This is a genomic window from Citrobacter sp. KTE151 (genome assembly GCF_000398845.1).
Taxonomy (GTDB): domain Bacteria; phylum Pseudomonadota; class Gammaproteobacteria; order Enterobacterales; family Enterobacteriaceae; genus Citrobacter; species Citrobacter braakii.
In genome coordinates this window covers 318,495-331,217 of sequence record NZ_KB976066.1, presented here as the reverse complement: position 1 = coordinate 331,217, position 12,723 = coordinate 318,495, and the positions used below count along the sequence as shown (strand labels likewise).

The following is a 12,723-nucleotide window of genomic DNA, read 5'->3' as shown; positions in this document are numbered from 1 at the left end:
TAAAGCATCCGGATATATAAAATGGTTATTGCTTTCTGTTTGTATAAATATTTCCCTTTTGGTGGGTTACAGCGTGATTTTTTGCGTATAGCGTCGACGGTCGCATCACATGGACATCATGTTCGGGTTTACACACAATCATGGCAGGGAAATATTCCAGACGGCCTGGAGATCATCATTGTTCCTGTTAGGTCATGCTCCAATAACGGGAAAAATGCTGAGTATCATCGGTGGGTAAGTAAACACCTTGAGAGTAATCCAGCAGACCGGATCGTTGGGTTCAATAAAATGCCTGGATTAGATGTTTATTATGCTGCTGATGTTTGCTACGCAGAAAAAGTCGCGCAAGAAAAAGGTTTGCTCTATCGTCTGACACCACGATACCGGCATTATGCCGCCTTTGAGAAAGCAACATTTGCTGAGGGAAAATCAACACAGCTGTTGATGCTAACAGATAAGCAAATTGCGGATTTTCAGAAGCACTATCATACTGAGCCAGCGCGTTTCCATATCCTTCCGCCGGGGATTTATCCTGACAGAAAATACAGTTCTCAGCCAACAAATTGTAGAGCTTACTTCAGGAAAGAAAATGATATCAGTGATTCCCAGTATTTAATTATACAAATTGGTTCTGATTTTACCCGTAAGGGGGTTGACAGAACTATCAAGGCGATCGCTTCCTTACCGGAAGCTGTCCGCAAACAAACGATTCTGTTTGTTGTGGGTCAGGATAAGCCTGATCGCTATATAAAGCTGGCAACAGAGTATGGTGTTGCTGACAATATCAAGTTCTTCCCTGGCCGTAATGATGTCTCAGAGTTAATGGCAACGGCCGATCTATTGATTCATCCGGCATACCAGGAAGCCGCAGGGATCGTGCTGGTTGAAGCAATTGCAGCAGGTTTACCTGTCATAACAACTGCAGTTTGCGGATATGCTCATTATGTTAAAGATGCTGAGTGTGGCATTGTTATTGATGAACCGTTTGAACAAAAATTATTAAATGAAGCTGTTTATTTTTCTTTAACTGACTCAGGGCAGAGAAAAGCATGGAAAGATAATGCACAACACTTTGCTGATACTCAAGACCTTTATAGTCTACCTGAGAAAGCAGCTGATATTATTATAGGTGGTGCCCATGGTTGAGTTAAAAGAACCATTTTTATCCTTGTGGAAAGGGAAAGATGCTTTTTCTGAAGTGCAGAAGCTGCAGGGAGAAACATTTAGACAGCTCGAAACGCGTAGAACGATAAGGTTTGAGATTGCAGGTAAAAGCTATTTCCTGAAATGGCACCAGGGAACTAACTTGAAGGAAGTTATAAAAAACTTATTCTCTTTACGTTTGCCGGTACTCGGAGCTGATAGAGAATGGAATGCTATACACCGTTTGCAGGAACTGGATGTTGATACAATGCACGGTGTTGGTTTCGGGCAACAAGGTATAAATCCGCTCAACCGTATCTCATTTATTATAACTGAAGATCTGAGTCCGGCGGTTAGCCTGGAAGACTATTGCGCAGATTGGTTGGTGAATCCACCTTCGCGAAAAATTAAAATGGCATTAATTGAGCGTCTTGCCATTATGGTCAGAAGGATGCATCAGGGAGGTGTTAATCACCGTGATTGCTATCTCTGTCACTTCTTATTGCATCAACCGGCCAATTTTGAGGATAAAACATTCAAACTGTCGGTTATTGATCTGCACCGAGCTCAGATAAGAAATGCGGTTCCTATTCGTTGGCGTAATAAAGATCTGATTGGTTTGTACTTCTCCTCGTTAAACATCGGGCTAACGCAAAGAGACTACTTCAGATTTTTGAAGATATACTTTAAAAAAGATATTAATAAGATTATTCGTGATGAGTCAGATTTCTTTTCAACCTATGCAAGAAAAACTGATAAAATTATTAATCATACATCAAAAAATAAACTATAAATATGAAGCAATAGACTTTGCATAGCTACATAGAATAGTTAATTAAGTTTATTCAGCTGGCCAGTAATTGTTGATTTTTATTTCACGATGACAGTGTTGGCTTAATTGTATTAGAGGGTTTGAACTCATGCATGTGCTGGTCATTTCGCTTCCTTTTGACGATACCCGACGAAAACGCGTATCAGATATAATGAATAAATTAAATATCGAGTATTCGTTCGTTGATGCTATCTATGGGAAAAATTTGTCTGCCGAAGAAAAACTCAATATACCTTTAACTGACTTTCAGCACAGGGAAAACCATACGCCTACTGATGGTGAACTGGGTTGCTCGCTAAGTCATATGAAGGCATTTAAACAGTTTGGGCAGAGTGGACAAGATTGGGTTTGTATTCTTGAGGATGACGCAATTATCGATCAGAATTTTAAGGAATTTATATCGACTGTCGATGAAAGTGTTCTCAATAAAGACGCCTTATACCTACTTGGTGGACAGGATGGTTTAAGGTATAAGAATAAAGTTGTCTTAAATTTGGTTAAACTCAAGAAAATTGGTGGACAGACCTTCGGCAAAGTCATATTTGGTCATGGATATGTTTTGCGAGCTTGCGGTTATTTAATGAATTCTGTAACAGCTCAAAAACTTGTTTCCCGTTTTGAAAATAACTTTTTCATCATCGATGAATGGGCATATCTGATGCGCCAGGGCTATTTTTCTGATATATACTTGGCAAACTTTGTCCGTCACCCTGAAGAGTTAGCCGAGAGCTGGTTAGAGAAAGATCGTAAAGAGATAAAGAGTCACAAGAAAAAGCAGAAATCAATTTTCAGACGTAAGATTTCATCCTCATACTGGCATACCCGACGAATTATTCTTGGATTATGTTGGTGGAAGTAGATGAATGCAACAATGCTTAATCGTGGATGAAATACGATATGGTGCATAGTTTTAGCCAGCTGCAGATATGTTAAATAGCAAAGCGATTGTATAAGAACGAAATTAACATATCTGCGATACCTGAATAATTACAGCAGCGCTATATGAGAATAAACCTGAGTGGGTTCAAGCATAGCAAGCTTTCCTTCCGGGGCACGACATGTGACCTGGTTCTTCCCGTATCCCCCAATCAACCCCGGGTCCGTAGGGCCATATAGTGTAACATTCGGCCGATCCAGTGCAGCGGTTAAGTGGCTTAATCCGGTATCAACGGATACCACAAACTTAGCGCCGGCTAATATCCGGGCTACATCCCCAAGACTCATACGCGGTAAAACGTCTATGTAATCAAATCCTTCTGCCAGTCGTCTGGCTCGTGCTTCTTCATGAGGAGCACCCCATGGCAGTTTAATACGTATGCCAGCGTTATTTAACAAGCCAATTAGCTCCCGCCAGTTGGCTTCTGGCCAGTGCTTATCATCACGCGTTGTGGCATGCAGAAATACGGCATACTGGCCCGCATCAGCATTACGTTCTTTCAGAAAATGCTGAGCGATAGCGTAATCACCCTGCGACTGGGGCCTGGAATATCCCAGACTTTTGGCGAACAATTCACGCGTACGTTCTACCGCGTGCTGCTGTTTGGCAATGTGATGTTTGCGATTATAAAACAGGCTCGCCAATGGTTCGCGCGCCGTGCTCCAGTCCATACCATGCTTGATGCCACGTGCCAGACGCGTAACCAACGCCGCGCTTTTTACCAGACCCTGCGCATCAATTATCGCGTCATACTGCTGTAAACGCACCGCATCGCGAAAGGCTTTACGCTCGGCTTTAATCGGCGCTGAAAACCAGTCTTTACGCCAGCGGCGGATCGCCACTGGAATAACCCGGTCAACGGCTGCATGCCAGGATGGGATCTGCGCGAAGCCTTCTTCCACTACCCAATCAAATTGAATATCCGGCATGACCTGCTGCGCATCGGTTAATGCCGGTAACGTATGCAGTACATCGCCCATAGACGATGTTTTAACGATCAATACCCGCATCCGTCAGGCTTCCTCTTGTAACAACAGGTCGTTAAGTTCTTCCAGCACGCGCTGGGGTGTGATGTCAATCAGGCTCTGATGATAGCCTTCTGCTGCATCTCCCTTGCGTACTTTGTGATAGCCCGTAATCAAGCGAATCACGCGCGCCTTGTGTGAAAGCGGCGGAGTAAAATCCGGGCTGCTGGGGCCATATAACGCTACCAGAGGTCGATTCAACGCTGCGGCAACGTGCATTAATCCAGAGTCGTTGGTGACCACCGCTTTGCAGGCGGCGAGCAGAATGACGGCCTGCTCCAGCTGTGTTTCGCCCGCCAGATTACGGCACCAGGCCTGCTGATCAACGCTCAGCGTCGCCAGGATCTCATTTCCGGCGTCATGGTCTTTTGCAGAGCCAAAAAGCACAATCTGATGGCCTTCATCGATCAGTTGCTTCGCCAGGTCTGCGTAGTGGTAATGTGGCCAGCGTTTCGCTGGACCAAATTCCGCACCAGGGCAAAAGCCGATGATGGGGCGTTCGGCAGAAAGGGAAAACTGGCGACAGGTCAGGGACTTTTCACCTTCGCTTACCTGCAACTGCGGCCATAGCAGAGGCTGCGGCAAATCTTTAGCTGACAGCATTACGCCTTTATCATAGGCCAGGGCTACATAGCGTTCGACCATCAGCGGCCAGGCATCTTTATCCAGCACGCGCGCATCGTTTAGCAGGCCGTAGCGCATTTCACCACGCCAACCGGTACGATGGGGAATGCCAGCAAAGAACGGTACCAGCGCGGATTTAAACGAGTTAGGCAGCACATAGGCGCGGTCATAGCGTTTTTCACGCAGGCTATGACCGAGTTTACGCCGCTCGCCGATCTCCAGCGCGCCGTGTCCCAGCGGCATGGCGATAGCTTCGTTAACTTCAGGCATGCGCGACAATAACGGACGGCACCATGCAGGTGCCATCACGTCGATTATCGCCTGGGGATAGCGCGCCTTAAGCGTGCGATAGAGACTTTGCGACATCATCATGTCGCCCACCCAGGACGGGCCTACCACCAAAATTTTCATACTTACGCGTCGCGGTTCAGCCAGGCCATATATTCCGTTACACCTTCAGCAACGGTTTTAAACGGCTTGTCATAGCCCGCAGCGCGCAGATTAGTCAGATCGGCCTGGGTAAACGCCTGATAGCGACCTTTCAGTTTTTCCGGGAATGGGATGTACTCAATGCTGCCTTTTTTGTGGTACGCAAGCGTTGCATCGGCAACGGCCTGGAAAGATTCCGCACGACCGGTACCAAGGTTAAAGATGCCGGAAACCCCGTTTTCCAGGAACCACAGGTTCACCGCAGCCACATCGCCTACGTAAACGAAATCACGCTTGAAGTTTTCACTGCCTTCGAACAGTTTTGGTGTTTCGCCATTGTTGAGCTGGGTGTTGAGGTGGAAAGCGACGCTCGCCATGCTGCCTTTATGGCCTTCACGCGGTCCGTAGACGTTGAAATAGCGGAAGCCAACAATCTGAGAATTGGCTTCTGGCAGGATCTGACGAACGTACTCGTCGAACAGGAATTTTGAGTAGCCGTAAACGTTCAGCGGTTTCTCATATTCACGGGATTCGATGAAATCAGAAGTGCGACCGCCGTAGGTGGCGGCAGAGGACGCATACAGGAACGGAATTTCACGCTCCAGGCAATAGTGCAGCAGCTCTTTGGAGTATTGATAGTTGTTATCCATCATATACTTGCCGTCCCACTCGGTAGTGGAGGAGCATGCGCCTTCGTGGAAAATCGCTTCGATATCGCCGAAATCTTCTCCGGCCATAATCTGGATCAGGAAGTCTTCCTTGTCCATGTAGTCAGCAATATTCAGATCCACCAGGTTAACAAACTTGGTGCCATCTTTAAGGTTGTCCACCACCAGGATGTCGGTGATGCCTTTATCATTCAATGACTTGACGATGTTGCTGCCGATAAAGCCCGCGCCGCCGGTAACGATGATCATAAATGTAACCTTCGAATTTTGGAGTCAGAGACAATCTCAGACACTAATGTCTGTAATCATATCACTACATGGCTTCGGCTTCAGCAGTACGTCGCGCGATGTGGCGTGTGACATGTGTATTGATTATTGCTTCAGTCATTCTTAATTGAAATAGTTAGGGCATGGTAGTGTATGATTCATATTCGTGAATGGGTGTTTAGGCGCGCGGTGTCGGCTTTTTCGGAGCTACCAACGAATGAATAAGCAAGGTAAAGCACTGTGTTGGGGACAACAATAGTCGTTGGAATGAAAATAATATATGCAACTTAAGAAGATAATTATTACAGGTTATGAAACCAGTGGCCTTGGCGGTATGGAGACGGTATGTGTTAATCTGGTGAAGCTGCTGCGGATGCAAGACCCTGATATTGATGTCTCCTTTGTTTTTTTTAAGAAAAATAATAATAGCAATGTCAATAATGACTGGCTCACGGGGCAGCGCTATTGTCATCTTTCTTCTAATATAAAAATAACTAAATTAAGAAGGCTAAGTTTTGCTTATGGTTTGCGAAAAATTATTCTTCAGGAAAGTCCAGATATAATTATATCCTTGGATACGCTATCATGTTACATCAGTCACGTTGCAAGAAAATATACAAGCAAGCAGGTTAAAATATTTTCATGGTTTCACTTCTCTATTTTTAACTTCTACAAAAATAATTACAAGAAAAAAATCAAGTACATTAATAAAGCTGACTATCATCTTTCAATTAGCTCAGGGATAACTCAGCAACTCATTGAGATGGGAATAGAAAAAAACACTATTGCAACGATTTACAATCCCGTTACGCGATGCGATATCCGTATCCCTACCCCTGAGAAGCATGCCCGGTTTGTGTATGTAGGCAGGGTTGTGGCAGATGGACAGAAAAATGTACGTGGTCTTTTCAACGGGTTGGTTAAACTACAAGGGAAGTGGTCCTTAGATATTATCGGCACCGGCCCTGATGTTGATACCTTAACGGCATTTGCTGAAACATTGGGGATTAGTGGGAATATTCACTGGCATGGTTGGCAGAAATCACCATGGAAATATATCCAAAATACCCTAAAAAATACCACTTGCCTGCTACTAACTTCTCATTTTGAAGGTTTCGTTATGGTTCTGGTTGAAGCCAGCGCTCACGGTGTTTATGCCATTAGTTCTAATTGTGAAACGGGGCCTGCAGACATTATCAAAGAAGGGATAAACGGTAATTTATACCCTACTGATGAACCGGAAAAATTTGTTTCCTTGCTACAAGGAATTGTTGATGGAAAAGCGTTGCCTGCCGGCGAGCAGATTCAGCAGGCGATTGAGGAATTCTACGAAGACAACTATATCATTAAGGTTAATAAGGCCTTTGCTATGGCAGGATTTACTACAGCACCGTCATCAGTGTCTCAGGTCATTGATGACGCGACAACGTAAGTCAGGTTGTGATGCTAGGTCTGTCATTCCTGAGAGGTTATGTGGGTACACGTGATTTATGCTTCATTTTGAAGAAGTGATGATGCGTCATCTCGTATCAGCGTATAGCTTTGGGTAATATGTGCTGAAATTTGCCCAGTCTGGAGAATTGAAATGCGTGGGGATTTTTACAAACAGTTAACGAACGATCTCGAAACCGCACGTGCGGAAGGATTGTTTAAAGAAGAGCGCATTATTACGTCTGCCCAGCAGGCGGATATCACCGTGGCGGACGGAAGCCACGTTATTAACTTTTGTGCGAACAACTATCTGGGGCTGGCTAACCACCCGGAACTGATTGCAGCTGCAAAAGCAGGTATGGATTCTCACGGATTTGGTATGGCTTCGGTCCGCTTTATTTGCGGTACCCAGGACAGCCATAAGCAACTGGAGCAAAAACTGGCGGCATTCCTCGGTATGGAAGATGCCATCCTTTACTCTTCCTGCTTTGACGCCAACGGCGGCCTGTTTGAAACGCTGCTGGGCGCAGAAGATGCGATTATCTCAGATGCGCTCAACCACGCTTCTATCATTGACGGTGTTCGCTTGTGTAAAGCAAAGCGTTTCCGTTACGCCAACAACGACATGGTCGAACTGGAAGCGCGCCTGAAAGAAGCGCGTGAAGCGGGAGCCCGTCATATCCTGATCGCCACCGATGGCGTGTTCTCTATGGATGGTGTGATTGCTAACCTGAAAGGCGTTTGTGACCTGGCGGATAAATACGACGCGCTGGTCATGGTTGATGATTCCCATGCTGTCGGCTTTGTCGGCGAAAATGGTCGTGGCTCACATGAATACTGTGATGTGCTGGGGCGTGTGGACATCATCACTGGTACGCTGGGTAAAGCGCTCGGCGGCGCATCTGGCGGTTATACCGCAGCGCGCAAAGAGGTTGTTGAGTGGCTGCGTCAGCGTTCCCGTCCGTATCTGTTCTCCAACTCATTGGCTCCTGCAATTGTTTCTGCCTCCATTAAAGTGCTGGAGATGGTCGAAGCAGGCAGCGAGCTGCGCGATCGCCTGTGGGCGAACGCACGTCAGTTCCGCGAGCAAATGTCTGCCGCAGGCTTTACGTTAGCGGGAGCGGATCACGCAATTATCCCGGTCATGTTGGGGGATGCGGTAGTGGCGCAAGAGTTCGCCCGCGCGCTGCAAAAAGAGGGGATTTACGTTACTGGATTCTTCTATCCGGTGGTTCCAAAAGGTCAGGCGCGTATTCGTACCCAGATGTCTGCGGCGCATACCCCTGAGCAGATTACGCGTGCTGTTGAGGCGTTCACACGCATTGGTAAACAACTGGGCGTTATTGCCTGAGGATGTGAAATGAAAGCGTTATCCAAACTGAAAGCGGAAGAGGGCATTTGGATGACCGACGTTCCTGAACCGGAAGTCGGCCATAACGATTTGCTGATTAAAATCCGTAAAACAGCCATCTGCGGGACTGACGTTCACATTTATAACTGGGATGAATGGTCGCAAAAAACCATCCCGGTACCGATGGTCGTTGGACATGAATATGTCGGCGAAGTTGTTGGCATCGGCCAGGAAGTTAAAGGTTTTAAAATCGGCGATCGCGTTTCAGGCGAAGGTCATATCACCTGCGGGCATTGCCGTAACTGCCGCGGTGGACGTACTCACCTGTGCCGCAATACGACCGGTGTTGGCGTAAACCGTCCTGGCTGCTTTGCAGAGTACCTGGTGATCCCGGCATTTAACGCGTTTAAAATTCCGGACAACATCTCTGACGACCTGGCGTCTATCTTCGATCCGTTCGGTAATGCGGTGCATACGGCGCTGTCGTTCGATCTGGTTGGGGAAGATGTGCTGGTTTCCGGCGCGGGTCCAATCGGTATTATGGCGGCAGCGGTTGCCAGGCACGTTGGCGCACGCCACGTGGTGATTACCGATGTTAATGAGTATCGCCTTGAACTGGCGCGTAAAATGGGCATCACTCGCGCGGTCAACGTGTCGAAAGAGAGTCTGACCGACGTGATGGCTGAACTGGGCATGACCGAAGGGTTTGATGTCGGTCTGGAGATGTCCGGCGCGCCGCCAGCGTTTCGTGCCATGCTGGACACCATGAACCACGGTGGCCGTATTGCTATGCTGGGTATTCCACCATCAGACATGTCCATCGACTGGACTAAAGTTATCTTTAAGGGATTGTTTATTAAAGGTATCTACGGTCGTGAGATGTTTGAGACTTGGTACAAGATGGCCGCATTGATTCAGTCTGGTCTGGATTTGTCGCCGATCATCACCCATCGATTCTCCATAGATGAATTCCAGCAGGGCTTTGACGCGATGCGCTCGGGCCAGTCAGGGAAAGTGATTCTGAGCTGGGATTGAATGCTCGACTTGTATTAAATGCTACCAACGGCCAGATTCTTTATTCTGGCCGTATAAATAATAAATACTATTTGCCACGAAGCTTTCTGGATAAAGTTCTTGTCGCTTCTTTGAGCCAGATGAGCTTATAGATTAACCCTTTTCCTTTGATGTTAATATGATATTTTCGCTGCAATGCTAAAATGTCATTAGCCTGGCAAACCTTCATATTTCCCTTACAGGATAAGTCAATTATTCTTAATTCACCGCCTGGCGTACGAATGAAATTTCCAGGGTGGATATCATTAGATGCCAACCCGGCTTTGTGAAGGCGCAGAACGCACTGCTTCACTTCATCGGCATTCTTATGGTTAATTTCTTTCAAAGGAGTGCCTTCAACATATTCATGAATAATATAAACATCATGACACTGACGAAGGCGTACTTTTTCAGCGGCATAGTAGAGATCGGCTGTACAGGCGCGCATTTCCGGGGAGAGAGTGTCCAGCTTCTTGATGAGCCTGGAATAAAAGGGGCCGGAGATAAAATTCTGCATTTTTTTCTCAAATCGAGGATCAACTTCACGGTCGTTTTTGATGATAAATTTTTGTGAGTTGTACTCGACCAGTTCTACACTGCGCATGGCGTCACCACTGCTCAGTGGTTTGCCACTGATTTCTTTGTTTATATACTTATTCATCAGTGACTTAAGGTCTTTTTTTGTCTCTTTGCAATAGACCGTATAACCTTTTTCATGTGTCTTACTGATGGCCATCACTTTCCTCAATATCAGTGTATTTACAGGGATATAGTATACAGGTTGTGTCCCTCAATATGTAGACGATCTGAGCTATCACAGGCCGCTGAACTCAGGCGCCGCATGGCATTTTCCCATACTGGTTGCTTTCGCTGCGGCGCTTCTGAAAATTAAACGTTCTAACCTTAATAATTCCTTAATGAAACTGTAGTAAAAGTCATCAGTGTACTGACAAACTTGGGTTATCTGATGAGAAACCACACAAATATGTTGAGTGTTATTATTCCGTTGTATAACGCGGGTGATAGTTTTCGGGATTGCATGGAATCTTTGATCGCACAGACATGGGGTGCGATAGAGATCATTATTGTGGATGACGGTTCAACGGATAACTCTGTTGATATTGCAAGACATTATGCTGATAACTATTCCCATGTCCGGTTGTTACATCAGGCTAACGCCGGGGCATCTGTCGCGCGTAATCGTGGTCTGGAAGTGGCCAGAGGGGATTATGTTGCATTTGTCGATGCCGATGACCTGGTTTATCCCAATATGTATGAAACCCTGATGACCATGGCGCTTCAGGATGACCTGGATCTGGCACAGTGCAATTCTGATTGGTGCATTTTCGAAACGGGGGACACCTGGCAATCAATACCGACGGACCGTCTGCGGTCTACGGGTGTATTGACCGGCCCCGACTGGTTACGTATGGCATTGGCTTCACGCCGTTGGACGCATGTGGTCTGGATGGGGGTTTATCGCAGAGATGTTATCGAGAAAAACAAGATAGCGTTTATTCCAGGGTTGCATCATCAGGATATTGTATGGACGACGGAGTTTATGTTTAACGCCAAACGTGTGCGATATACCGAGCAATCATTGTATAAATACTTCTTACACGATCAATCAGTTAGCCGTCTTAAAAGACAAGGCTTAAAAAATCTCAATTACCAACGCCACTATATTAAAATTACACGGTTATTGGATAAGTTGAATCGTGAATATGCGGGGCGGATTACTATTTATCCGGAATTTCATCAGCAAATAACCTATGAAGCATTGCGCGTTTGCCACGCAGTACGCAAAGAGCCGGATGTCCATATTCGTCAACGCATGATTGCAGAGATTTTTGTCTCTGGTATGTATAAACGCATGATTACTAACGTACGCAGCGCCAAAGTTTTGTACCAGGCGCTGCTATGGTCATTCCGCCTCTGGAAATGGCGCGATAAAACATCCTCGCCCTCTCGTATTGCCCGTAAAACGCTTAATTTACGTTAGCGTTCATAGCGCTGGGTGAGGATGTATTCCCCCAGCCCTGCCATTGCAGGCGCATGTACTGCACCAGCGTGCTTTGGGTGATGCTTTCACCGAGCACGCTGAAGAAGCGGCTGGCGTAAACCGGCTCTAACGGCTGCTTCGGTTTGCATAATCTCACCCCGCGGAAAGGATTACGTGGCGCATCAGGTTTACCATTCTTCGGCGGTGTAAGGTTTGGTCTGGAGGTGTCTACCTGTGGTTCATTGAGCAGGCTGCTTGGGCGAACCAGCGTAATGTCCGCAGGCAGGTTATAAAGCATCTGCTGCAGGACGCGAACCGTCGAAGGGTGAGGATGCCCAATGGCAATTGCTGAACCGTTGCGGCGCGCAAGCTCAACGGCCCGATTAAACTGACGGCGAATATCGGCTTCGTTTTGCGTGTCATCCAGGAAGACTTTGCGTTTGATAACCTTCACGCCGGTTCCTGATGCTGCGCGCATTGCCTGACTGTTGCCGATGGTCATACTGTCCAGGAAGTAGAGATCGTAGCGTTCCAGCGCCTGCATCACCTTCTGCATGCCGAACAGGCTGGAGGTCATCGCGCTGCCCATATGGTTGTTCAGTCCGACCGCATTCGGTACTTTACTTACCGCATCGCGAATAATCCGCTCAATCTCTTCGCTGCTCATTTCCGGGCGCAAAGTATCTTTCTCTAACGGCTGTTTGCTCAGCGGCGCCATCGGCAGATGGATTAAAACTTCATGCCCGCTGTTATGCGCTTTAATCGCCATTTCACGCGCGTGTGGGGCATTAGGCAGAACGGCAACGGAGAGGGTGGAAGGCATCGCCAGAACCTGATTTTCGGTGTGTGGACGATAGCCGAAATCATCAATAACGATGGCAAGTTTGCCAGCAAAAACAGGTGTTGCGAAGGCCAGCACGCTGGCGAGAGAGAATAATAGACGACGAAATTGAGGCAAAAC

General features: G+C 46.8%; 12 protein-coding genes. 7 read left to right on the top strand and 5 right to left on the bottom strand.

Annotated features, from left to right (window positions below):
• Positions 1–21 precede the first annotated feature (21 nt).
• The 3 genes from WC7_RS02795 to WC7_RS02805 all read left to right on the top strand — a co-directional run bounded on the left by WC7_RS02795 (position 22) and on the right by WC7_RS02805 (position 2,834).
• Positions 22–1,146, top strand: coding sequence for a glycosyltransferase family 4 protein (locus WC7_RS02795; RefSeq protein WP_016154979.1), 1,125 nt, complete (start codon positions 22–24; stop codon positions 1,144–1,146).
• The gene (gene rfaP, locus WC7_RS02800) at positions 1,139–1,936 is read left to right on the top strand and encodes a lipopolysaccharide core heptose(I) kinase RfaP (protein WP_016154978.1); all 798 of its coding nucleotides are present in this window, start codon (positions 1,139–1,141) and stop codon (positions 1,934–1,936) included. The genes WC7_RS02795 and rfaP overlap by 8 nt, the downstream gene beginning before the upstream one ends.
• Positions 1,937–2,063: 127 nt before the next feature.
• Complete coding sequence (locus WC7_RS02805; protein ID WP_016154977.1) at positions 2,064–2,834, top strand: glycosyltransferase family 25 protein; 771 nt, start codon at positions 2,064–2,066, stop codon at positions 2,832–2,834.
• A 128-nt stretch (positions 2,835–2,962) separates the two neighbouring features.
• Here the strand turns inward: WC7_RS02805 and rfaC are convergent, their stop codons facing one another.
• Genes rfaC through rfaD form a run of 3 tightly spaced genes read right to left on the bottom strand, consistent with a single transcriptional unit; the run spans position 2,963 to position 5,907 of the window.
• On the bottom strand, positions 2,963–3,922 hold the full coding sequence (rfaC, locus tag WC7_RS02810; RefSeq protein ID WP_016154976.1) for a lipopolysaccharide heptosyltransferase RfaC: 960 nt from the start codon (positions 3,920–3,922) through the stop codon (positions 2,963–2,965).
• A 3-nt stretch (positions 3,923–3,925) separates the two neighbouring features.
• Positions 3,926–4,972, bottom strand: a complete 1,047-nt coding sequence (gene rfaF, locus WC7_RS02815) for an ADP-heptose--LPS heptosyltransferase RfaF (protein WP_016154975.1) — start codon at positions 4,970–4,972, stop codon at positions 3,926–3,928.
• Between the two features lie 2 nt (positions 4,973–4,974).
• On the bottom strand, positions 4,975–5,907 hold the full coding sequence (rfaD, locus tag WC7_RS02820) for an ADP-glyceromanno-heptose 6-epimerase (protein WP_003827312.1): 933 nt from the start codon (positions 5,905–5,907) through the stop codon (positions 4,975–4,977).
• A gap of 298 nt (positions 5,908–6,205) precedes the next feature.
• Between rfaD and WC7_RS02825 the strand changes: the two genes are divergently transcribed.
• The 3 genes from WC7_RS02825 (at position 6,206) to tdh (ending at position 9,742) form a co-directional block, all read left to right on the top strand.
• Complete coding sequence (locus WC7_RS02825) at positions 6,206–7,357, top strand: glycosyltransferase (protein ID WP_016154974.1); 1,152 nt, start codon at positions 6,206–6,208, stop codon at positions 7,355–7,357.
• A gap of 153 nt (positions 7,358–7,510) precedes the next feature.
• Positions 7,511–8,707: a glycine C-acetyltransferase gene (gene kbl / locus WC7_RS02830; protein WP_016154973.1), complete on the top strand. Its 1,197-nt coding sequence runs from the start codon at positions 7,511–7,513 to the stop codon at positions 8,705–8,707.
• Between the two features lie 9 nt (positions 8,708–8,716).
• Positions 8,717–9,742, top strand: a complete 1,026-nt coding sequence (tdh, locus tag WC7_RS02835; protein WP_016154972.1) for an L-threonine 3-dehydrogenase — start codon at positions 8,717–8,719, stop codon at positions 9,740–9,742.
• Positions 9,743–9,809: 67 nt separating this feature from the next.
• On the opposite strand, the gene rfaY is transcribed toward tdh, so the two are convergent.
• Positions 9,810–10,496 (bottom strand): lipopolysaccharide core heptose(II) kinase RfaY, encoded by a 687-nt coding sequence (gene rfaY, locus WC7_RS02840; protein WP_016154971.1) that lies wholly within the window; start codon positions 10,494–10,496, stop codon positions 9,810–9,812.
• 231 nt (positions 10,497–10,727) lie between these two features.
• Between rfaY and WC7_RS02845 the strand changes: the two genes are divergently transcribed.
• Complete coding sequence (locus tag WC7_RS02845; RefSeq protein ID WP_032947240.1) at positions 10,728–11,762, top strand: glycosyltransferase; 1,035 nt, start codon at positions 10,728–10,730, stop codon at positions 11,760–11,762.
• On the opposite strand, the gene WC7_RS02850 is transcribed toward WC7_RS02845, so the two are convergent.
• The gene (locus tag WC7_RS02850; protein ID WP_016154969.1) at positions 11,749–12,720 is read right to left on the bottom strand and encodes a divergent polysaccharide deacetylase family protein; all 972 of its coding nucleotides are present in this window, start codon (positions 12,718–12,720) and stop codon (positions 11,749–11,751) included. The two genes, WC7_RS02845 and WC7_RS02850, sit on opposite strands and share 14 nt — an antisense overlap.
• Between the last annotated feature and the right edge of the window lie 3 nt (positions 12,721–12,723).

Coding starts and splice junctions, on each gene's coding strand:
- WC7_RS02795 (WP_016154979.1), top strand. CDS start 22: ATGGTTATTGCTTTCTGTTTGTATAAATATTTCCCTTTTGGTGGGTTA.
- rfaP (WP_016154978.1), top strand. CDS start 1,139: ATGGTTGAGTTAAAAGAACCATTTTTATCCTTGTGGAAAGGGAAAGAT.
- WC7_RS02805 (WP_016154977.1), top strand. CDS start 2,064: ATGCATGTGCTGGTCATTTCGCTTCCTTTTGACGATACCCGACGAAAA.
- rfaC (WP_016154976.1), bottom strand. CDS start 3,922: ATGCGGGTATTGATCGTTAAAACATCGTCTATGGGCGATGTACTGCAT.
- rfaF (WP_016154975.1), bottom strand. CDS start 4,972: ATGAAAATTTTGGTGGTAGGCCCGTCCTGGGTGGGCGACATGATGATG.
- rfaD (WP_003827312.1), bottom strand. CDS start 5,907: ATGATCATCGTTACCGGCGGCGCGGGCTTTATCGGCAGCAACATCGTC.
- WC7_RS02825 (WP_016154974.1), top strand. CDS start 6,206: ATGCAACTTAAGAAGATAATTATTACAGGTTATGAAACCAGTGGCCTT.
- kbl (WP_016154973.1), top strand. CDS start 7,511: ATGCGTGGGGATTTTTACAAACAGTTAACGAACGATCTCGAAACCGCA.
- tdh (WP_016154972.1), top strand. CDS start 8,717: ATGAAAGCGTTATCCAAACTGAAAGCGGAAGAGGGCATTTGGATGACC.
- rfaY (WP_016154971.1), bottom strand. CDS start 10,496: ATGGCCATCAGTAAGACACATGAAAAAGGTTATACGGTCTATTGCAAA.
- WC7_RS02845 (WP_032947240.1), top strand. CDS start 10,728: ATGAGAAACCACACAAATATGTTGAGTGTTATTATTCCGTTGTATAAC.